Below are 21,965 nucleotides of genomic sequence, written 5' to 3' on the forward strand. Positions count from 1 at the left end.
TCATTAAAAATCAAAACAATTAATTCCGAAAATTTAGAGGTTCTTTACGAAGACAACCATCTAATCGCCATTAACAAAAGGCCGGGAGACCTAGTGCAAGGTGACAAAACAGGGGATGTGCCTTTGAGCGAGGTGGTAAAAGCATATATCAAGGAGAAATACAACAAACCCGGTAATGTATTTCTAGGTGTAGTGCATCGATTGGATCGCCCTACCTCGGGAGTACTTCTTTTTGCCAAGACTTCAAAAGCACTCTCCCGATTAAACAAGCTTTTTGCCGAGGGCAAAACCAAAAAGACCTATTGGGCCATGGTTAAAAAGCCGCCCACAAAGACGTCCGACACGCTTGTGCATTGGCTGGTTCGAAATCAGAAGCAAAACAAATCGTATGCCCATCCCAAAGAAGTAGAAAATTCCAAAAAGGCCATTTTGGAATACAGAGTGATCAAGAAACTAGATTCGTATTCCCTGCTTGAAATTGATTTAAAGACAGGCCGCCATCATCAGATACGTGCGCAATTGGCCGCAGTGGGTGCCCATATAAAAGGAGATTTAAAGTACGGAGCGGACAGAAGCAACCAAGATGGAAGTATTCACCTTCATGCCCGTAAATTAGAGCTTGTGCATCCCGTAAAAAATGAACCTTTAGGGATTGACGCCCAAACACCAAATGACCCACTCTGGAATGCCTGTGATTAACGGATAGCAGCCAGCGCTTTCTCGCGAATGATTTGCGCCACCGGTTTGTTCTGAAGATGACCTTCCAACCATGAAAGAATATCCAAGTACAAAAATGCCCGTTTTTCGTAAGGGTGGTGTTCGTACTTTTTTAGTTCGTCATAAAGTTTTTGGAATTCATTGCGAAGCTCGCCAGGATAAATGTCACCTAAATTTCTCAAAAACTTGATCATTTCCCTTTGTACGGCATGCAAATCGTTCATCTTCAACAAAAACTTATAGGTGCTTTTCAATTGAACTTCAAGATGATAGTCCATTCCCGCTTCATAATGAGCCACTAAACTCAAAACTCGGGCAAAGCACATCAGGTCCTCACGCATTTTCAGGTTCTTGTTGGAAATGATACGTTTCAGATAGAGAATACAATTCTTATGGTCCCCCATTCCAAAATACAGACAAGCAATTTTGTAATAGAGAAGCATGATATGGTGCTCATCAATACGATCTCTATGTTTCTTTATTCCATATTCAATGATGTTGACCAAATAAAGTCCCTTCTCAAAAGTGCCTTCAAGAAAATGGAGACTTAAACGATTGGAATTGATGTACAAGAAGCTTAAAGACGCAATATTATCGTTTTGTGGAAACTTAGGTCCGTTCACATGCTGCTCCAATCGTTCTAACGTATCTCGGAACTGAGAGCCATATTTCACAAAAAATAGCGCCTCCAAAAGATAGTGGTTGCCTTTTAAATAAAATACAGGGTTCAAACGAATCATCTCCTCATTTTCATAAAAGAGGTCTACCCATTTGCTCGCATACTTATAGGCTGCAAGAAAATCTTGGGTCAAAAGGCTGTACCAAAGATGGGCTTTGTAAAGCCAAAGTTTTTCTCGAAAGCCTAAATCTTCAACCCGGTATGCCGGCATGTGAGACTCAAAATACTGCCGCACACTGTTCAAGTCCTCATCATTGCGAACATAACCTACCTTCAACATCATACCATACAATTGGAGGGATAGGTTGGACAATTTACTGGTCATTACATTATGCTCTGAGAGTTCTTTCGCCTGCACTGCCAGTTCATCCGCCCTATGCGGAATGCTTCGCGTGATATACTGCGTTTCGATGATCTTCTCCAGTTCCACAATTTCATAGGCCACATTTTTCTCTTCATGCTCAATGGCAAAGTTTTTGGCCTTATCCAAAATTTTTAAGCTCTGCTTGTACAATCCCTTCTGATATAGGATGGTGGCAAAATCCAATTGTTCCCGGATTTGTACTCGAATATTTTGGTTAACGGGATTCAATCGCAAACTCACCAATATTTGCCTATACAAATGGGCTTTAAGGTTGGAAAGTTGCGCTTTTTTGACGATCCCACTATCCAAAATTTGCTTTTCATCATAAGCCCGCATCTTATCCAAAAGGTTAAAAAGCGCTAGAAATTTTGCATCGGTGTTCACCCCAAGTCTACCCACATACAGCTTAAACTGTCTCTTTTCAGATTTGGAAAGTGATTTTATGAGTACAAACAAGGTGTCCTTGTGGGTATTTGTCATCGTAAAAAACTTAATTTAACCATCTGTATTTCAAAGCCTTAATGAGCAAGAAATACAGTTTAACATTGTAATGGATTTGTTGAATCCCCTATCTGGGCCAGCTCCTGATTTATCTTCGTGTAATTGAGTTAAAACGCACTGCCAGAATGGGTAAAGATAAGGTACAAATTTTTGACACTACACTACGAGATGGAGAGCAAGTTCCAGGTTGCAAACTGGACACCAAACAGAAATTGGTTATTGCCCAAAGGCTCGACGAACTGGGAGTAGATGTCATAGAAGCAGGTTTCCCGATTTCAAGTCCGGGTGATTTTCAATCCGTTCATGAAATTGCCAAATTGGTCAAAAACGCAACAGTTTGCGGATTGACCAGAGCCGTAAAAAAAGATATTGAAGTTGCCGCCGAAGCCATTAAAGTGGCCAAAAGACCGAGAATCCATACCGGGATAGGCACTTCAGATTCGCATATCAAATACAAATTCAACTCTACCCGGGAAAAGATCATCGAACGGGCAGTTGAAGCTGTGGCATATGCCAAAACCTTTGTGGAGGATGTTGAGTTTTATGCCGAAGATGCGGGGAGAACGGACAATGATTATTTGGCGCAGATATGTGAAGCGGTCATCAAAGCCGGAGCCACAGTTTTGAATATTCCTGACACCACTGGATATTGTCTACCGGAGGAATATGGAGCCAAAATGAAATACCTAAAGGAAAATGTCAACGGAATTGAGAAGGCCATTCTGTCCTGTCATTGTCACAACGACCTTGGACTGGCCACGGCCAACTCCATAGCTGGGGTAATCAACGGAGCACGCCAAATTGAGTGTACCATTAATGGTATTGGTGAGCGCGCTGGAAATACATCTTTGGAAGAAGTTGTCATGATTCTTAGACAACATCCTTATTTGGAGCTCGATACCGACATCAACAGCAAGTTGTTATACGACACCAGCCAAATGGTTTCCCAAAAAATGGGAATGCCCGTGCAACCCAATAAGGCAATTGTAGGTTCAAATGCCTTTGCGCATAGTTCTGGTATCCATCAAGATGGGGTTATAAAGCAACGGGAAACCTATGAGATCATTGACCCCCATGATGTGGGCGTCAACGAATCCTCCATTGTGCTCACTGCCCGAAGTGGTCGCGCGGCTTTGGCCTATCGAGCAAAAAATGTAGGCTACGAGCTTACCAAGTTGCAACTGGACGTGGTTTATCAAAACTTTTTGAAGTTTGCCGATCGCCAAAAGGAGATTATGGATGAGGACATCCACAAAATCATTGAAACCAGTGATGTGGGCATTGCCAGCATCGCCTGACCCAAACAACAGCCCCAACCTATTGTACTAACTTATAGGCAAAGTCTCAAAAGAACCCACATGAATTTGAAAATAGCCTTACTTCCTGGAGACGGAATTGGACCTGAGGTCTTGAATCAGGCTGTGAAGTGCCTTCATGCTGTGGAGGAAACATTCAATCATCATTTCACTTTCAAGGAAGCCTTGGTTGGAGCTACGGCCATTGACCGCACAGGGAACCCATTACCCAATCAGACGCTAAATCTTTGTCAGGAAGCAGATGCTGTCTTGTTTGGTGCCATTGGAGACCCAAAGTATGATAACGACCCTTCAGCAAAAGTACGTCCGGAACAAGGTCTATTAAAGCTAAGAAAGGAACTGGGTTTATTTGCCAATATTAGGCCTGTGCAAGTGTTTCCCACCTTGTTGGACAATTCGCCTCTGAAAAAAGATATCATTGCAGGGACCGATTTTGTTATTTATCGTGAACTGACCGGAGGTATTTACTTCGGTGAAAAAAAACTTAATGAGGAAGGAACTATTGCCTCCGACCTTTGTGAATATTCTGAAAAAGAAATTAGCCGAATTGCCCATTTGGCATTCAAAGCTGCAAAGAATAGGAGCGGCAAGCTTACCCTAGTCGACAAGGCCAATGTTTTGGAATCGTCTCGCTTATGGCGAAGAGTCGTCTCTAAAATTGCAGAAAGCTACCCAGAGGTAACGCTCGATTTCCTTTTTGTGGATAATGCTGCCATGCAAATCATTCTCAACCCCAGTCAGTTTGACATAATCTTGACTGAAAATATGTTCGGTGATATTATTTCTGATGAAGGCAGCGTAATTGGAGGGTCCATCGGCTTGTTGGCGTCGGCATCCGTTGGGGAGCAAAATGCTCTTTTTGAGCCCATCCATGGATCATATCCTCAGGCCAAGGGAAAAGATATTGCCAACCCCATTGCATCAATTCTCTCTGCAGCCATGCTTTTGGAGCATTTTGGTCTTTTTGAAGAAGCCATGTCGGTTCGAGAGGCGGTGGACAAATCCTTAAAAAAGGGAATTGTAACTCCCGATTTGGCTAAGAAAAGCCAATATGGAACCAATCAGGTTGGCGACTTTATCGCGGACAATATTGTTGATGAGGATGATGATTTAAATATGAACGATGAAAACATCGGACTAGGCAAATCCACGATTATTTAATCGGTTTCTGCACTCACCATCTCCTGAATTGTTTTGTCAAAGTCCTTTTTGAAGATTTCATGCTTTTCACCAGTGGCGGGTCCATTGAAACCTGTATGAATTTTTCGCACTTCCCGGTTTTTATCAATAAAAATAGTAGTAGGGTAAGAAAGAACATGATTTAACATCGGGAGTTTTTCATTGGCCTTTTGTTTGTTTGAAGTGCCGAATTGTGCCAAAAGAATTGGGTAAGGCACACCAATTCGTTGCTTCAACCTTTCAATGCCCACCCAAGCGCTTTCCTCGGTCTTGGCATACTCAAAAGCCAGCGCGACAAAAGCTACATCCAATTCAGGATTGTTTTTCAGATAGTCCACATAGAATTTTGTCTCGTCTAGGCAATTGGGACACCAAGTACCCATAATCTGTACCACTACCGGTTTTCCTTCAAATTGGGAATGCGTCAAACCGATCATCTCTCCTGACTCATTCGGAAAAGAGAAATCAATATGATCATATCCTTCCTTTAAAAAGGTGAGCGTATTGGCATCCGGTAGTTCGAACGCCTCATTGCGTTTGGCCGAAAAGGTTTCCACAGAATGGTTTCCTGAGTAAAATTTACCCTGCAACGTGCTGTCTGTAACGCTGGCGGCAAATAAAAAAACATGGGCACCGTCAAATGTGGAGAGCTTCAGGGAATCGCCATCCATAACGCCTTCCAAATAACGATAATCCCCTGTTTTAGTACGGAACGTTCCCTTTACAATGCCTTCCTCTTGAACAAAAACTCCTTTGGCGGGATACTCATCTTCGGTACCCACTTCAAAATAAGTTTCCCAAATTCCAGAAATGTTGACGTTAGCCGTTTGCTTAGTGGTGAACCGTTCCTGTTTTCCATGAGAGGCCGAAAAGGAAACCACACGCTCTAAACTCTCTTTGATAAAACTTCCTTCTATCTTGTTTTCAGTAAAGGTGCCTGCTATATATCCTTCAAAAACTGGCATTTTAATATGGATGGAATCCCCAGAGATTTCCATTTCATCAACTACCACCACTTCATCCGCATTGTACATTTCCATTTGGTAACTCCCATTATCCGCCAGTTTAAGTTTAAAGTTGAAGGGAAGTGTTCTATTTTCAGAAACGCCCATTTCCGCACGCCACTCTCCAGGCAATAGTGTTCTTTCTTCAACCTTGCACGAACCAAATGTCAATGCAACGGCACTAAATAAAACCCAAATGTTCCTCATGGCACTGCTAGTTTTTCTTTATTTCGAAAATATAGTTCAAAACTTACAAATCAAGGTGTTCCTTTGCAAATATTTGGATTGAATCTCTTTTTTGATTGTTTTATCTTTGTCCACTTTAAATTTGGGGTATGAAGATTTCTTACAACTGGTTAAAGCAGTTTTTGTCAGTGGATTGGGAGGCGCAAAAGACCGGTGAGCTTTTGACAGATCTTGGACTTGAGGTTGAAGGCATAACCAGCTTTGAATCAGTTAAAGGCGGCCTTGAGGGTGTTGTTGTGGGACACGTGCTTACTTGTGAAAAGCATCCCAACGCTGACCGTTTAAAGGTGACCACTGTTGATATTGGCGAAGAAACTCCTGTTCAAATTGTATGTGGAGCCCCAAACGTTGCTGTCGGCCAGAAAGTACCTGTTGCCACCATTGGTACCACCTTGTATTCTGCCGAAGGTGAACCTTTGAAAATTAAAAAAGGAAAAATCAGGGGCGAGGAGAGTCATGGGATGATCTGTGCCGAGGATGAACTTGGTCTTGGAAAAAGTCATGACGGAATAATGGTGCTCAGTGATGCGCTTGAACCTGGTACACTTGGTAGTGAAGTGTTTGAAATAGAGACTGACGACGTCTTTGAAATAGGGCTAACACCCAATCGTGCAGATGCCATGAGCCATTTTGGCGTCGCAAGAGATCTCAAGGCCGGACTGGAACAGCATGAGATCAGTAAAGGTTTGGTCACACCTTCGACCAGCAATTTTTCTATCGACAACAGGTCTTTAAAAATTGATGTCGAAGTTGAAGATAGCGACCTTGCACCACGATATTGCGGGGTGACCATAAGTAACATTATTGTTCAGGATTCCCCAGATTGGTTGAAAAATCGATTAAAGGCCATCGGGCTTTCCCCGATAAATAACATAGTGGATGTTACAAATTATGTACTTCATGAACTAGGACAACCTTTGCATGCTTTTGATGCCAACAAAATAAAGGGAGGCAAAATTGAGGTAAAGCGACTGCCAAGCGGTACTAAGTTCACTACCTTGGATGATGTCGAGCGCGAACTGCATGAAGAAGACCTAATGATTTGCGATAGCGAAAAGCCCATGTGCATTGCTGGGGTTTTTGGCGGTACATATTCAGGAGTTACGGAGCACACTTCCGCCATATTTTTGGAAAGTGCCTATTTCAATCCTATTTCCATTCGTAAGAGTGCCAAACGTCACGGTCTAAACACGGATGCTTCCTTTCGTTTTGAACGTGGCATCGATATCGAAATCACCGAGTATGCCCTTATGCGTGCCGCAGCGTTGATTCGAGAAATTGCCGGAGGCGAAATCAGTTCTGAAGTGGTTGACCTGTATCCAAAGAAACCCAAGGAACGCCAAGTATTTTTGACATTCGATAAAATCAACTCGTTGATAGGGCAAGAAATTCCCAGAGATACCATCAAGTCGATATTGTCTTCTTTGGAGATAAGGGTGAACAATGTTACCGAATCAGGTCTTGGCTTGACCATTCCCTTTTATCGTGTGGATGTGGAACGTGAAGTGGATGTTATTGAGGAGATACTGCGGGTATACGGTTATAACAAAATCGATTTCAAAGAAAAATTAAACGCTTCGATAGCCAGTAATTCTAAACTGGAAAGTCATAGGTTGCAAGACATTGTCGGTGATATGTTGGCCTCCCAAGGCTTTTATGAAATTATGACCAACAGTTTGGTGGCCCGTGAGGATTTAGAGGCCATTGTTTCCTCTGGAAATGCCGTGGAAATGATGAACCCACTAAGTTTAGATTTGTCCGTGCTTCGAACATCCATGCTGCTTTCTGGACTGGAAACCATCAAATACAACAACAACAGACAGCAGAACAGACTAAAGTTGTATGAGTTTGGCAAAACCTATCATGCCACGAAAAAAGGGAACGATGAAAAACAGCATCTGTCCCTGTTTATTTCTGGAAACCGCAATTCAGATAGCTGGACAAGACCAACGGAAAAAACAGATTTCTTTTATCTAAAAGGGTCTATAGAAACAATTTTGCAAAGACTTGGTATTGAAAAAGCGGAAGCCAAGCCAACCGATTCCAAAAGTCTATCGGAAGGACTTAGCTATTGGGTCAATGGAAAAGAGCTGTGCACTTTTGGTCTAGTTAACAAATCGGTATTGAAAAAGCTCGAGCTAAAACAAGCCGTTTTGATAGCCGATTTCGATTGGGACATGATTTTGGATTTGGTACAAGATCAAGCCATTTCATTCAGAGAAATTCCCAAGTATCCTGAGGTTACCCGTGATTTCGCATTACTTCTTGATGAAAATGTTAGCTTTCAGCAAGTGAATGATATTGCTTGGGACACAGAAAAAAAATTGTTGAAAAGTGTGAATCTTTTTGACGTTTATACCGGTAAAAATCTTCCAAAAGGGAAAAAATCCTATGCGATTAGTTTCACCTTGCAAGATGAAAACAAGACTTTGACGGACAAGCAGATTGACAAACTAATGTCTAAACTTCAGAAGAGCTACGAAAAACAACTCGGGGCCAGCCTCAGATAAATTTACATTTGAGCAGGTAGGATAACACTATCGATTTCGTGGATCACCCGATTGCCATGACTTAGGTCTGCATGGGTGATACGGGCCGTATTGCCTACTGGATCGGTCAATACGATATCATAACCTTCCATATGAGCGGTCAACTTTTTGCCTTGCACGGTAGTAAAAGAAGCTCTCCCTTTCCCCCTGCACAGGGCCCTTAATATTCGAGATGCTGTTAAATTACCCGCAACGATATGGTAGGTTAAAAGAGATTTGAGCTCGCTTTTGTCCTTGGCGCTCATAAGTTCCTTCAATTTTGCTGAAGAGAATTTTTCGAAAGCCGCGTTGGAAGGAGCAAAGATGGTAAAGGGACCTGAGCCCTCCAAAATATCATCCATTTCAACCGCCTTAACCGCCGCAAAGAGCGTAGAATGACGTTCAGACTCAGCAGTAACGGACAGCGTTTCTTTTTTTTGATATTGTGCAGAAGAGGATAGGGTTCCCATGCATAACAATGCTAGTAGGCTAATGGTGGGGGTCATTTTCATAATTGGGGTGTTCGGGACCTATTTTTTAATGTTCAAAGCGTGTTTTTACGATAAAGTGTCAAAAACGTCGATAAGATACACCTTTTTGGGCATTCGACCCGATTTGACGCCAAGAAAGTTTGTATTTAACAAAACGTTAACAATTTTGCGAAAAATAGATTTTCCAATAGGAAATCCAAATCATTAACTTTGGTGTAATTGCTAAGAAAAAAGAAAATGATATTTCAAAAAACCAACATTGAAAGAAAGCTACAACATCTCAAAAATTACTCGAAGGAAGAAGAGGAAAAAATACTTGCTCAGGTTCAGCACATTTTAAATCGGGAAAAACGGAGAACCGAGAAAATTTCTGAAACCTTAGGTTCCAAAAAACATACACCTGGCAATGATTTTGTTTTCGATTTATTGGAAACCGAAAAAATCTATCATATCGATCAGATAAAAAAAATCTGCATCGACTACCGACTTCGCTTTTTGGATTCCAGATACTTCAAGGGTAAAATTCCTGCCACCGCTTTTGAAAAAATCACGCAACTTGAGAATCAACACCATATCGAGATAGAAGGGTTCAAAATAATGGCACCTTCCAAGCTGTTTAAGTTGGAGGATAAAGATGATCCGCTACTTTTTGCCCCAATTGGCAACGATTATTTCTACCTCATCCATAAATGGGGAAATGACCTTCATCCCTTGCGGAAATTATTGGTCTGGCCGTTTAAGAGTATTGTGAACCTCACCGTGTTCACGCTTTTGATAAGTTACCTGGTTACCTTGATGGTTCCTTCGGGTTTGTTTTCGAAAAACGATTCCTCTGCCGAGTTCTGGATTATTTATTTCTTTATGTTCAAGTGCATTGCCTCTGTGGTGATTTTCTACGGATTTGCCTTGGGCAAGAACTTCAATCCAGCTATTTGGAACAGTAAGTACTTTAATGCTTAGTTGGAAACAGGTACTGCGCCGTACATTTTCTCTCGCTGCTCTTTGATGGACTTGTCGGACATGTAGTCATCAAAACTCAAATATCTATCGATGGTACCTTTTGGGGTAAGTTCGATGATTCTGTTGGCAACCGTCTGTACGAACTCGTGGTCATGCGTTGTGAGCAACACGGTCCCTTTAAAATTCTTTAGCGAATTGTTGAATGCTGTGATACTTTCCAGGTCCAAGTGATTGGTGGGTTCATCCAACATCAAAACATTGGCACGCAACATCATCATTCGGCTCAACATGCATCTCACTTTTTCACCGCCTGAAAGTACGGTGCTCTTTTTCAGGGCCTCTTCCCCACTGAACAACATTTTGCCCAAAAACCCTCGAATGTAGACTTCCTCGCGCTCCTCTTCGGTTTTGGCCCATTGACGAAGCCAATCCACCAAATTGATATCCCCGGTGAAGTACTCCGAGTTATCCGCAGGTAGATAGGATTGGATGGTGGTCACCCCCCATTGATAAGAACCTTGGTCTGCTTTTATTTTTCCTGAGATAATATTGTAAAAAGCGCTAGTGGCACGAGAGTCTTTTGAAATAATCGCGACTTTGTCACCCTTGGCTAGGTTGATGTCCACCCCTCTAAAAAGCAAATCTCCATCTTCAGAAGTTGCAGAAAGTTTTTCCACATTCAATATTTGATCTCCCGCCTCCCGCTCTCTTTCAAAAATGATGGCCGGATATCTTCTACTTGAAGGTTTGATATCCTCTATCTTAAGCTTATCGAGCATTTTCTTTCTTGATGTGGCCTGCTTGCTTTTGGCTACGTTGGCGCTGAACCGCTGAATAAACTCTTGAAGCTCCTTGGCTTTTTCTTCAGCTTTTTTGTTTTGTTGGGCGCGTTGGCGTGCCGCCAACTGGCTACTTTGATACCAAAAGGTGTAGTTCCCTGAAAACAGATTGATTTTTCCAAAATCTATATCGGCGATGCTTGTACACACGGCATCCAAAAAGTGCCTATCGTGCGATACTACGATGACCGTATTATCATAATTGGCCAAAAAGTTTTCCAACCAGTTAATAGTTTCGTAGTCCAGATCGTTCGTAGGCTCATCCATGATCAACACATCTGGATTTCCAAAAAGGGCCTGGGCCAAAAGCACCCGTACCTTTAGCTTGGAATCCATATCGGCCATATTGGTATAGTGAAGGTCTTCAGAAATTCCCAAATTGGACAATAGTGCGGCCGCATCACTTTCGGCGTTCCAGCCGTTCATCTCCTCAAACTGCACCTGCAGTTCCCCTATTTTTTCAGCATTTTTGTCGCTATAGTCGGCATAAAGGGCATCAATTTGCTTTTTTATATCGAAAAGGGGCTTATTCCCCATAACAACGGTTTCCAAAACCGGAACTTCATCATAGGCATTGTGATTTTGCTCCAAAATGGACATGCGTTTTCCGGGCTCTAAGTGCACATGGCCCGAAGTAGGATCAATTTGGCCCGATAGCACTTTGAGAAAGGTCGATTTTCCTGCGCCATTCGCTCCAATAATCCCGTAACAGTTTCCATCTGAAAAGGTTACGTTCACTTCATCAAACAAAACGCGTTTGCCAAATTGTACCGAAAGATTGGATACCGATAACATATGCTAAATTTTCGGCAAAAATAGGTAAAAGGAATACTTATTACTAATTTAAAAACACATATTTAAACATCACAAAAACAGTGTTTTACAACTTTTAACTCGTCATTAACAAGATGTCCCTCAGGTATTTTTAATTTTGTAGATTGTAAATGATGGAGCCCTTGTATGACTAGACTTTTACTCAGCCTCTCCCTAATGCTGGTTTTGGCGTGTTCCGAAAAATCCGGAGAATGCCCTTCCATTGTTCTTACTGGTGAAATCGTAAACCCAACCAGTGATTACGTTGTTCTTTATAAGGATGATATGGTCATTGATTCGGCCAAGCTAAATGAAAATCACCACTTTTCATTTAACCTCCAGGGTATAGAGGAAGGTCTATACCATTTTGATCACAGCCCAGAATTACAATACGTCTACCTTCAGGAAGGTGACAGCATCCTTATTCGTTTGAACACTCTTGAGTTTGATGAATCGTTGGTTTTCTCGGGCAAAGGTTCTTCCATCAACAATTTTTTGATCGAGATGTTTCTGGCGCATGAGGAAGAGGAATCTATGATTTATGAGTACTATAAACTCGACCCCGATACGTTCAGCCATAAGATTGATTCCCTGCGTACAACGAAGATTTCACTTTTGGAGGAACTGGTCGAAGAAAATGATTTGACCGAAAGAGTCTTTTTAATGGCGAAGGCTTCCATTGATTACAATAATTATATCTACAAAGAAAAATATCCTTTTTACCACAAGAAGAAAACAGGCGAAGAGACCATTCATGAGCTTTCCGACAGTTTTTACAAGTACAGGTCGGACATGGACCTTAACAATAGGGACCTTGCCTATTTTAGGCCCTATTTTGACTTTATGAAATATCATTTTGGCAATCTTTCATACATGACCTGCATGAAGCATTGCGGAATGCCGAAGGATGCAAAAATGGACCACTTGCATTTCAATAAACATAAATTGAAACTGGTTGATAGTTTGGTTCAGGAATCAGAACTAAGGGACATTTTGTTCCGAAACATCGCCATGGATTATTTGCTCACCGAGCACAAGTCAAATAATGACTGTAAAATTTTTATTGAAAAATTTCAAGCGCTTTCCACGAACGAAGACCACAAGAATGAGATTGCCATGCTCTACAGCGGCATCCAACGTCTGCAGCCCAACGAGGCCCTCCCTGATTTGAAACTTCGGGATGTTGATGACCAAGTGGTTTCCATAAAGGAAATCAGCAAAAAAGGAAATACCGTATTTTACTTTTGGACAGGCACACAGAAAAGACATTTTGTAAATGTTATTAAGCATGTGGCTAAACTGGAAAAGAAATACCCCGAGCACAATTTTGTGGGCATCAGTCTTCGCACCACGCATCCGCAATGGCTCGGCATGTTGGATGAATACGGGTTAAAAAAGTCCCATCAATTTAGGGGAGATGACTTTAAGGAAGTGCAAATGGGCATGATAGTCGATGGGCTGAACAAATGTGTCATTACAAAGGACACTCTCATCGTGGATGCCTTCGCCAACCTTTACAAATCCTTCTAAAAAAAAGAAACCTCGAATCAGTGATTCAAGGTCCCTTCACATTTTTTATCAGAATCTTCTATTGATTCCCTTTGCGGTAATCGGCCAGGAATTTTTCCAAACCAATGTCGGTCAGTGGGTGTTTTAATAATCCCTCAATGGCAGAAAGTGGCCCAGTCATCACATCAGAGCCGAGTTTTGCACAGTCTATCACATGCATGGTGTGACGCACAGAGGCGGCCAATATTTGCGTTTCAAAGCCATAGTTGTCATAAATCAAACGTATTTCACCGATAAGGTTCAACCCATCAGTGGACACATCATCCAATCGACCAATAAACGGAGAAACATAGGTTGCTCCTGCTTTGGCTGCCAGCAATGCTTGTCCTGGAGAGAAGACCAAGGTGCAATTGGTTCTGATACCTTTATCCGAAAAGTATTTCAATGCTTTTACACCTTCCTTGATCATGGGAACTTTCACCACAATCTGCTCGTGAAGTCCTGCCAATTCCTCTCCTTCCTTGACCATTCCATCAAAATCGGTGGACACCACTTCGGCAGAAACGTCCCCATCAACAATGTTGCAGATATCCACGTAATGTTTTAGAATGTTGTCCCGTCCGGTAATTCCCTCCTTGGCCATAAGCGATGGATTTGTGGTAACCCCATCCAATACACCCAATTGTTGGGCTTCGCGAATATGATCAAGATTCGCTGTATCGATAAAAAATTTCATACGTTTTAGCTATTTAGATTTGTAATCCAATTCATTGCTAATTTACAACATTAAGAATCCTATGCATCCAAAATGATGTAAAATAAACGTATACTTAATCCAAAACCTGTAGCGTAAACGAACGCACGGTGGATTCAGAACAGGTTGGGCTGCCATCAAATCCGTTGAAGTCAAATCGTTCGACAAAGAGTTCCACCTGAAATCGGTAATTCCCCGATTCCTCAGGGATTCCAAAAAGCTCTACAGACCTTCTATTGAAGTCAACAAAAATCCCTGGAGGGAGTTCTCCAATGACATCAAAAAAATAGTCGTAATCATTATCGTTGACCTCGTTGCTTATCTCTGCGGTTATTAGGTCGCTGTATCGTTCACCGACCACTCCCACGAGCAACTGTTTTTGATGGATCTCTGGGTTGATGTTAAAAACGCATTCAAAAATCTCGTCACATCCATAAAAAATGAAGGCGAATGAGGCCGCAATGCAAATCTTGAATAATCGTAAACTTTTCTCCATGTTTTTCAAGCATCAAAAAACATGCCATCACCTCATAGCTTATAATGGTTGAGCAAAAGTCTTTCGTACACTTTGTCGGGCAATATTTTCTTTAATGTCAAGGAAAATTTCTGCAAAAATGCTCCCACAGGACGATGTGGTTTCGGGTTTTTGGATTGCATCACCCTATAAACCGCTTTGGCAACTTCCATGGGATCTCCCCCGGAGTCCACATGGTCATCAATGGACTGCAGTGTTTTGGAATACGGAAGATTGTATGGAGAATCTTCCTTTACGGGAGCATGGTAGCGCCCTGCGGCTATGTTGGTCGCAAAATCCCCCGGGGCCACGTTTACAATACGTACTCCAAAATCCTTGGTTTCCATTCGTAAGGCCTCTGTAAGCACATTCAACGCACCTTTTGAGGCCGAATAAAATCCCCGGTAGGGCAAGCCCATATATCCGGCAATCGATGTGATATTGATGATGAGTCCCCCACCCTGCTTTCGCATTTGCGGTAAAACGGACTTGATCATATGGACAGGACCATTGAAATTAGTGTCGAACACATTTAAAATTTCTTCATGCGGAGTTTCCTCAATGGGTCCGGTAATGCCCACACCAGCGTTGTTGATCAAAACATCGAGTCTGCCCTCTTTTTTTAGGACGGCATCAACCGCTTTTTGAATGCTTTGCGGTTGCTTTACATCCAAAGTGAGCAGTGAGAAGGCATTAAAATCCGGGTATTTGTCTTTGTTGCGTGTGGTTCCGTATACCTTAAGACCCTTGGCCGTTAAATACGTGCCGATAGATTTTCCAATTCCGGAAGAACCGCCCGTGATCAAAACAACCTTATAGTCCATCAGTATACCCTTATTTATTGAAAGAAATGCGTTTGGAATCGCAAAAATAGGGAAACAAAAAAAGGCAAGCTACCTACATCGCACCGCTACGACCACATACCCTTGCTGCGTTCCCGCCCTGGGGGATTTTGCAGGAGCTGGTCGTGTAGGACTTGCCAAATGCAAATATACGACCTTTTAAATTTGTCGCAATCCTAATTCATTCTTAATTTCGATGGGCAATAATGTCCATCATGAAACAAGTATACAGTACCATGTCGAAATTGATGATAACTGCCGGATTCCTTCTCTTTTTCTTAGCCTGCGGTGGCAATGAAGAAGCTTCAAAACTTTTTGAGATCCAACTGGAGGGCAAGAAAAAAAATATTCAGCAAGGGCAGGAAATCGGGATTGCCATCAAAAACAAAAAAAATCTCGACATTCAAAAAGTCACCTACTTTATGGACGGCGAGGAACTGCCCGTAAACAACGGCAAAATCTCTCTGATTTCGCAAAAACTTGGAAATAAGGTGATCAAAGCCTCTATCCTATTTGAGGAACAAACGGTGGAGATAGAAAAGAAAATTCGATTGTTGTCGGCCAACGCACCTGAGGTCTACACCTATGAAATTGTAAACACCTATCCCCATGATCCCAGCGCCTATACCCAAGGATTGGAGTTTGCCAACGACCTGCTTTACGAAAGCACTGGCCAAAGGGGAAAATCCACTTTAAGAAAGGTAAAATATGAAACAGGAGAAGTGCTCCAAAAAATTGATTTGGACAAAACTGTTTTTGGAGAGGGCTTGACCCTTCTCAATAACAAGCTCTTCCTCTTGACCTGGCAAAGCGGTTTGGGCTATGTGTACAATCCCAATACCTTAGAAAAAATCCAGAACTTCAGTTATGGTGAGAGCCGCGAGGGTTGGGGTCTTTGCAATGACGGAAAACAACTTTACAAAAGCGATGGGACCGAGAAAATCTGGTTTTTAGATCCCGAATCCATGCAGGAGGTTGGCCACATAGAAACAGTGACCAACAAATCCATTTTCAACAAGGCCAATGAATTGGAATATGTGGATGGAAAAATCTACGCGAACGTGTACCAAAAGGAAAGCATGATGATCATCGATGCCACCTCAGGGGCCATTGAAGGGGTAATTAACTTTGGAGGCCTAAAAAGCAAGGTAAACCGTGGTGAAGAATGGGATGACGTAAACTCCGTGCTCAATGGGGTCGCCTACCACCCCGAACGGGAAACCTTTTTTGTGACCGGAAAAAATTGGGACAAGCTTTTTGAGGTTAAAATCATGAAGAAACAATAGGTGCAGGTATTCGAACAGCATAGAAAAGTTGCCCCCAAAGACCTTGATGAACTTGACCATGTGAACAACGTACGCTATGTGGAATGGGTGCAGGAAATGTCCAAAAAACATTGGAACCACGCTGCAAATGCCCAAATGAAAAAGGACATGATTTGGGTGGTGCGCCGGCACGACATTGTGTATCACAAATCAGCAAAATTGGATGACACTTTGCGACTCTCCACCTTTATTAAGGAAAACAAGGGACCCATTTCAACACGGATAGTAGAAATACATGACAATAAAACCGACCAACTTTTAGTTAAAGCTACTACAGACTGGTGTCTTTTGGATGCAAAAACGCTAAGGCCCAAAAGAGTACCGGAAGCCGTAACAACCCTATTCGAAAAAGTGTGAAACGTTGTCCCCAAATCTGGATTTCTGCAATCTTCGGACTCGTATTGGTGCTCTGCTGGAGTTCATGCAGGAACGATTTTGAGTTTGAGTCCAATTCGGGCAACCTTCGCTTCTCCAAGGATACCGTTTTTTTAGATACAGTTTTTACCAATATCGGTAGCGCCACCTATACCTTAAAGGTATATAACCGGCTCAATGAGGATATCGCCATCCCTTTTGTGGGGCTTCAAAATGGTCAAAGCAGCAGTTATCGCCTAAATGTGGATGGCGAGGCCGGAAAAGAATTCTCCAATATCCCCCTTTTGGCAAACGACAGTCTTTTTGTTTTTGTGGAAACCACTTTTGATGTGGCACCCACCGGAGAGCTTGAATTTTTGAACACCGACCGAATTTTGTTCGGTGAAGGTGCAGGCCAGCAATCGGTGGAACTCGTGACCTTGGTGAAGGATGCTGTTTTTCTGTATCCTGCTACCGATGCCGACGGCCTTGTGGAAACCATCCCCATTGGCTTGGATGAGGAGGGCAATGAAATACGAATTGAAGGCTTTTATCTGGACTTTGACGAGCTCAACTTCACCAATGAGAAGCCTTATGTAATTTACGGTTATGCCGCCGTGCCCAACGGCAGTGTCCTCACGATCGATGCCGGGGCCCGGGTACACTTTCACAATAATTCAGGTATTATGGTGGATGCCGGTGCCCTCATGCAAGTCAATGGTACTCTGAGCGAAGACCAAGAACTTTTGGAAAACGAAGTGATTTTTGAAGGGGACCGGCTCGAGCCCTCCTTTGCCGATACGCCCGGGCAATGGGGCACTATTTGGATTCGTGAGGGAAGCATCGACAATTCCATACAGAACCTTACCCTTAAAAATGCCACCGTGGGCCTACGGGTGGAAGGCAACGCTACGTCCATAGTGCCCAGCTTGACCTTACAGAACAGTCAAATTTATAACAGTCTCGATACCAACCTTTGGGCCACCACGGCAACCATTAATGCGGCGAACTCCGTTTTTGGGGGTGCCGGTAACATCTCCTTCCACGGAAATTTGGGCGGCAATTACAACTTGGTGCACTGTACCCTGGCCAATTATTGGAACAATGGTTTTAGAAGCGGTCCTGCCCTGGCCTTGGACAATTTTGGGCAGAATGCTTCCGGAGAAGTTGTTGCTGAAGACCTACAACAGGCCAATTTCACCAATTGCATTATCGATGGCAGTGTTCAGGTTGAACTTTCCCTTCAACAAAATCCAGCGGCCGCTTTCAACTTTCTGTTTGAGAACTGTACACTTCAGTTCAATGATACCGCAGGTGTTTTTGAGGGCAATCCGCTCTATAATTTGGAAAACCTTTCCAACTATCAAAATATAATTTTGAACGGGGATATGGACTTTGAAATGCCCTTCGAAAACAACCTTCAAATCGGGCCCGATTCAGAGGCCATTGACCAAGGCAAAAATGACCTTCTTCCTCCCCTTCCGCAAGACATTTTGGGTCGCGATCGTATATCGCCTTCCGACATTGGTGCCTACGAATACATGTCTTCTAACTGACATTTGAGAAAGAAAATATCTACATTTTAACAAAAAAAGGGCGATTTTGAGGGAAACCCCTAATTTTTTTAAGGGAAATCTTTAATGGGTTTTTTTCATCCGTTAGTAACTTGCAACCAGCAATTTACGTATGGATTATAGCTATGCCATAATAGATTCCGACGCAACCTCACGACTACAATTACAAGTGTATTTGGAAGAGTATGAGGAATTGGTCTGTGCAGGTTCTGCCCATGGTCCAACTGAGGGCCTAAATACCATCCTCAAATTTGGTCCCGATGTGGTGTTGATCAACCTCAATGAAGATAGCGTTTCCTATTTTCAAATGGTAAGCGAATTGAACCATTATATGGGTGCCCTTCCGTTAATCATTGGCTACTCCAATTCAAAAAATTATGCATACAACGCCATAAAAAGTGGTTTTTTCGATTACTGGATATTGCCCCATAACGAGTTCGATATCCGCAAGACCATCTTCCGTTTGCGCAAATTGCACCCAAAAGATTCCAAACAGTCCACCATCTGTCTCAAATCCTATAATGATTATAGGTATCTGGACACCAAAGAAATCCTTTACCTTAAATCGGATAACAACGCCACAGACTTTTTTATGCGCAATGGCGAAGTGATCAGCGCGTTTAAAACCCTTAAGTCTTTTGAGCAGCGATTGCCCGATGGCTTTATTCGCATTCACCAAAGTTATATTTTGAACAGCAGGTACGTGGCCCGTATTAATTACGGTAAGTCGATGTGCACACTTCGCAAGCCTACGGATACCACCATTCCCTTTTCTAAAAAGTACCGCGAGCGCGTAGATTTGCTCAAAGAAATCCTATCCAAAACGGCACTTCGGGCGGTAAATTAACACAATTCTAACAGAACCGGGCCAATTACTAATAGACTGCGGTCAGTTACTAAAATGTGTCGGCCAGAGGGCGTGAACTTTCGTCGGGTAAATAACTTCGGCCCCGAAAGCTAACTTAATCTTTAAAACTTATTTATTATGAAAAAAGTATTTACCCTTATTGCCATGGCCGTGTTCACCCTAGGTTTATTTTCTTGTGAGGCAGAGACCAATGTTGAAGAAACCGAAAGCCTTTTTGAGACCATTGATGCAAAATCCAACGCTGTTGATGGTGACGACCCAATGGATGATGACAGACAGTAAATAGTTAAGTATTTTCTTGTAAATGTTAAATTATATCCCTTTTTTATCTTTTACAAGACAGTAAGATTTACTTAAAATATAACCGAGGAAGGTTTACTTCTCGGATTAAGACATAACCCCAAACCTCTCATTTAAGGATTTGGGGTTTTTTAGTACCTTGTAGTAAAAGAAATAGGTTTTTGACCTATTTTTCAACCAAACGCCATTGAAAAAAATACTTAACATACTTGTGCTGATCCTTCTTTGTTCTTGCAACAAAGGGCAAACCGAGGTTCAGGCCCCAACCAACCCTGCAATTACCCAAGCACTGGAACAGTTGCGGATTGCCAGGGACAGTACTGCTTTATCTTCGGAACAACGTAAAGAATATCTAAATAAAGGTCTGGTTCTTTTAAATCAGTTCGAAAAAGATTCCAATTATCTAACCAATCTTTCCCAGGTTTCGCTAATTAGCTCCCGACTTAAAGACTCTTCACTTTTCCGCCAGGTCAACCTTAAAGTTCAGGAGCTCTCAAACGATAGAAATGCTTTTAGAACTTTAGGGGAGTCACATTGGGACTTGGGAACGTTCTTAAGAAACAATGACAAAAAAGATAGTGCCTATTACCACTACAGAGCGGCCTATAATAGTTTTTCAAAATTACCTGTGGATTCTACTTCGCAATCCCTTAAAGCCAGAATGTTATATGGTATGGCGCGTTTGCAAGACGATTTTAAGGACTACTTAGGAGCAGAAGTAAACATGGTAAAAGCTATTAAGATTTTTGATGATTTAGGTGATAAAAGACGGTTGTACAACAGCTATAACCAGCTAGGGATCATCTCTAATGGTCAGAAAAACAGGGACAAAGCATTAGAATATTATATGAAGGCCGGAGCGCTTATTGCCAAGTTGAACGTTCCAAATATTAATAGGTATAGATGGCAAAACCAAAATAATATAGCTCACGTCCTTGTAAAAAAAGAAAAATATAATCAGGCCATAGTTTCTTATAAGAAGTTATTGGCCGAAGAAACGCTTTTTAGATCTAGGCCAAGTCTTTATTCAAAAGCATTGGTAAGCCAAACTTTTGCTCAATCCAAAACTGGGGTAACTGGCCAACAACTCAATCGACAATACGAACGTGCCATACATATTAATGATAGCATAGGCGACTTGGACGACCAGGGCCGGGCCAAACAGTTTTATGGAGAATTGTTGATTACCCAAGGAGATACCCTAAAGGGTCTAAACTATATTAAGGAGGCTCGTCAAATTGCAGAAGAAATGTCAAACAACGATCGCTCTTTGGAAGTGCTGCGTAGCCTCACCAATTTGGACAAAGACAATGCCGTGGCCTACTCTACCGCCTATTTTGACCTTAGTGAACAGATCAAAGAAGAGGAGCGCACCGAACGGGACAAGTTTGCGCGTATTCGGCTGGAGACCGACGAGGTCATTGAAGAAAATGTAATATTGACACGCCAAAAACAAATATACGGGGGCATTGCCATTGGTCTTCTACTTTTGGGGGTTGCCTTGTTTACGATAATCTCTCAGCGCATCAGCAACAACCGGCTCAAGTTTCAGCAAAAACAGCAAGAGAGCAATCAAGAGATCTATAACCTTATGCTTTCGCAACAGGGTAAGTTTGAAGAGGGCAAAAAATTGGAGCAGAAACGCATTTCTGAAGAACTGCACGATGGTATATTGGGCGAAATGCTGGGCATTCGTTTGGTTCTCAGTGGCTTAAACGAAAAAGACGACGAGAGTTCCGTAGAGCACCGGGGCCAACTTATTGAAAGGTTGCGAGGGGTGGAAGAAGAAATAAGAACAATTTCACACGAACTTAGTGATTCTTCCTACCAGAAAATTTTTAATTTTATTGTCTCCCTCGAGGAAATGATACAAAATATCGAAACTTCTTCGGGGATTGGATGCTCCTTTACATACGACCCCCATTTGGAATGGGACGAACTTGAAGGCGACCTAAAAATAAATGCCTACCGCATTGTACAAGAAGCTTTGCAAAACAGTGTGAAGCATTCACAAAGTGAAAATGCATTGGTGAACTTTGAAGTTGAAGAAAATAAACTGAAACTCAGTATCTCTGACGACGGTATTGGCTTCGACATCAACAAAGGAAAGCGTGGCATTGGGCTTCGCAACATTATATCGAGGGTGAAGAAAGTTAACGGCACCTTGAATATTGACAGTAAAAAAGGAAAGGGTACCACTTTGGTGATCACCTTTCCCATAGCATATACCAAACGAAGCGAACCGCAAGAAACAGCAGGAAGTTCAGAAACTATTAAAGCCTAAATAC

The 21,965-nt window shown here is 42.3% G+C and carries 19 protein-coding genes and 1 other RNA gene; 12 read left to right on the forward strand and 8 right to left on the reverse strand.

The genetic code is table 11. The features are described 5' to 3' along the window. The first annotated feature begins 9 nt into the window (after positions 1 to 9). On the forward strand, positions 10 to 699 hold the full coding sequence (locus tag EW142_RS04300) for an RluA family pseudouridine synthase (protein WP_130610141.1): 690 nt from the start codon (positions 10 to 12) through the stop codon (positions 697 to 699). Here the strand turns inward: EW142_RS04300 and EW142_RS04305 are convergent. Continuing rightward, positions 696 to 2,240 (reverse strand): hypothetical protein, encoded by a 1,545-nt coding sequence (locus EW142_RS04305; protein WP_130610144.1) that lies wholly within the window; start codon positions 2,238 to 2,240, stop codon positions 696 to 698. The genes EW142_RS04300 and EW142_RS04305 overlap by 4 nt on opposite strands. 146 nt (positions 2,241 to 2,386) lie before the next feature. On the opposite strand from EW142_RS04305, the gene EW142_RS04310 reads away from it, so the two are divergent. After that, positions 2,387 to 3,559, forward strand: coding sequence for a 2-isopropylmalate synthase (locus tag EW142_RS04310; protein WP_130610147.1), 1,173 nt, complete (start codon positions 2,387 to 2,389; stop codon positions 3,557 to 3,559). A gap of 60 nt (positions 3,560 to 3,619) precedes the next feature. Further along, entirely contained in the window at positions 3,620 to 4,738 is a 1,119-nt protein-coding gene (gene leuB / locus EW142_RS04315; protein ID WP_130610150.1) for a 3-isopropylmalate dehydrogenase, read from the forward strand. Here the strand turns inward: leuB and EW142_RS04320 are convergent. Then, positions 4,735 to 5,967: a peroxiredoxin family protein gene (locus EW142_RS04320; RefSeq protein WP_130610153.1), complete on the reverse strand. Its 1,233-nt coding sequence runs from the start codon at positions 5,965 to 5,967 to the stop codon at positions 4,735 to 4,737. The genes leuB and EW142_RS04320 overlap by 4 nt on opposite strands. A gap of 128 nt (positions 5,968 to 6,095) precedes the next feature. Here EW142_RS04320 and pheT point away from each other — a divergent pair, with 128 nt between their 5' ends. Beyond that, positions 6,096 to 8,516 (forward strand): phenylalanine--tRNA ligase subunit beta, encoded by a 2,421-nt coding sequence (gene pheT / locus EW142_RS04325; protein ID WP_130610156.1) that lies wholly within the window; start codon positions 6,096 to 6,098, stop codon positions 8,514 to 8,516. A 2-nt stretch (positions 8,517 to 8,518) separates the two neighbouring features. Here pheT and EW142_RS04330 read toward each other — a convergent pair whose 3' ends face one another. Then, the gene (locus EW142_RS04330; protein WP_130610159.1) at positions 8,519 to 9,046 is read right to left on the reverse strand and encodes a fasciclin domain-containing protein; all 528 of its coding nucleotides are present in this window, start codon (positions 9,044 to 9,046) and stop codon (positions 8,519 to 8,521) included. A gap of 216 nt (positions 9,047 to 9,262) precedes the next feature. Between EW142_RS04330 and EW142_RS04335 the strand changes: the two genes are divergently transcribed. Then, the gene (locus EW142_RS04335; RefSeq protein ID WP_130610162.1) at positions 9,263 to 9,985 is read left to right on the forward strand and encodes a hypothetical protein; all 723 of its coding nucleotides are present in this window, start codon (positions 9,263 to 9,265) and stop codon (positions 9,983 to 9,985) included. On the opposite strand, the gene EW142_RS04340 is transcribed toward EW142_RS04335, so the two are convergent. Then, on the reverse strand, positions 9,982 to 11,619 hold the full coding sequence (locus EW142_RS04340; RefSeq protein ID WP_130610165.1) for an ABC-F family ATP-binding cassette domain-containing protein: 1,638 nt from the start codon (positions 11,617 to 11,619) through the stop codon (positions 9,982 to 9,984). The genes EW142_RS04335 and EW142_RS04340 overlap by 4 nt on opposite strands. A gap of 165 nt (positions 11,620 to 11,784) precedes the next feature. Between EW142_RS04340 and EW142_RS04345 the strand changes: the two genes are divergently transcribed. Beyond that, positions 11,785 to 13,167 (forward strand): TlpA family protein disulfide reductase, encoded by a 1,383-nt coding sequence (locus EW142_RS04345; RefSeq protein ID WP_130610168.1) that lies wholly within the window; start codon positions 11,785 to 11,787, stop codon positions 13,165 to 13,167. Between the two features lie 58 nt (positions 13,168 to 13,225). On the opposite strand, the gene fsa is transcribed toward EW142_RS04345, so the two are convergent. The 4 genes from fsa to ffs all read right to left on the reverse strand — a co-directional run bounded on the left by fsa (position 13,226) and on the right by ffs (position 15,396). Further along, the gene (fsa, locus tag EW142_RS04350) at positions 13,226 to 13,882 is read right to left on the reverse strand and encodes a fructose-6-phosphate aldolase (RefSeq protein ID WP_130610171.1); all 657 of its coding nucleotides are present in this window, start codon (positions 13,880 to 13,882) and stop codon (positions 13,226 to 13,228) included. Between the two features lie 94 nt (positions 13,883 to 13,976). Continuing rightward, positions 13,977 to 14,396, reverse strand: coding sequence for a hypothetical protein (locus tag EW142_RS04355; RefSeq protein ID WP_130610173.1), 420 nt, complete (start codon positions 14,394 to 14,396; stop codon positions 13,977 to 13,979). Positions 14,397 to 14,428: 32 nt separating this feature from the next. Continuing rightward, entirely contained in the window at positions 14,429 to 15,238 is an 810-nt protein-coding gene (locus tag EW142_RS04360; protein ID WP_130610176.1) for an SDR family oxidoreductase, read from the reverse strand. A 59-nt stretch (positions 15,239 to 15,297) separates the two neighbouring features. Then, positions 15,298 to 15,396, reverse strand: an RNA gene (gene ffs, locus EW142_RS04365) — signal recognition particle sRNA small type. A 75-nt stretch (positions 15,397 to 15,471) separates the two neighbouring features. On the opposite strand from ffs, the gene EW142_RS04370 reads away from it, so the two are divergent. The 6 genes from EW142_RS04370 (at position 15,472) to EW142_RS04390 (ending at position 21,961) form a co-directional block, all read left to right on the forward strand. Continuing rightward, positions 15,472 to 16,542: a glutaminyl-peptide cyclotransferase gene (locus EW142_RS04370; RefSeq protein WP_240740156.1), complete on the forward strand. Its 1,071-nt coding sequence runs from the start codon at positions 15,472 to 15,474 to the stop codon at positions 16,540 to 16,542. Continuing rightward, positions 16,543 to 16,938 (forward strand): acyl-CoA thioesterase, encoded by a 396-nt coding sequence (locus tag EW142_RS04375; protein WP_130610179.1) that lies wholly within the window; start codon positions 16,543 to 16,545, stop codon positions 16,936 to 16,938. Then, positions 16,935 to 18,491, forward strand: coding sequence for a hypothetical protein (locus EW142_RS04380; RefSeq protein ID WP_240740157.1), 1,557 nt, complete (start codon positions 16,935 to 16,937; stop codon positions 18,489 to 18,491). The genes EW142_RS04375 and EW142_RS04380 overlap by 4 nt, the downstream gene beginning before the upstream one ends. A gap of 130 nt (positions 18,492 to 18,621) precedes the next feature. Then, on the forward strand, positions 18,622 to 19,356 hold the full coding sequence (locus EW142_RS04385) for a LytR/AlgR family response regulator transcription factor (protein ID WP_130610182.1): 735 nt from the start codon (positions 18,622 to 18,624) through the stop codon (positions 19,354 to 19,356). A gap of 138 nt (positions 19,357 to 19,494) precedes the next feature. Further along, positions 19,495 to 19,659: a hypothetical protein gene (locus tag EW142_RS16675; protein WP_165395222.1), complete on the forward strand. Its 165-nt coding sequence runs from the start codon at positions 19,495 to 19,497 to the stop codon at positions 19,657 to 19,659. A 205-nt stretch (positions 19,660 to 19,864) separates the two neighbouring features. After that, on the forward strand, positions 19,865 to 21,961 hold the full coding sequence (locus EW142_RS04390) for a tetratricopeptide repeat-containing sensor histidine kinase (protein ID WP_130610185.1): 2,097 nt from the start codon (positions 19,865 to 19,867) through the stop codon (positions 21,959 to 21,961). Positions 21,962 to 21,965: the final 4 nt, after the last annotated feature.

The sequence above is a fragment of the Flagellimonas allohymeniacidonis genome, from assembly GCF_004296335.1.
In the GTDB taxonomy this organism is placed as follows: Bacteria; Bacteroidota; Bacteroidia; order Flavobacteriales; family Flavobacteriaceae; genus Flagellimonas; species Flagellimonas allohymeniacidonis.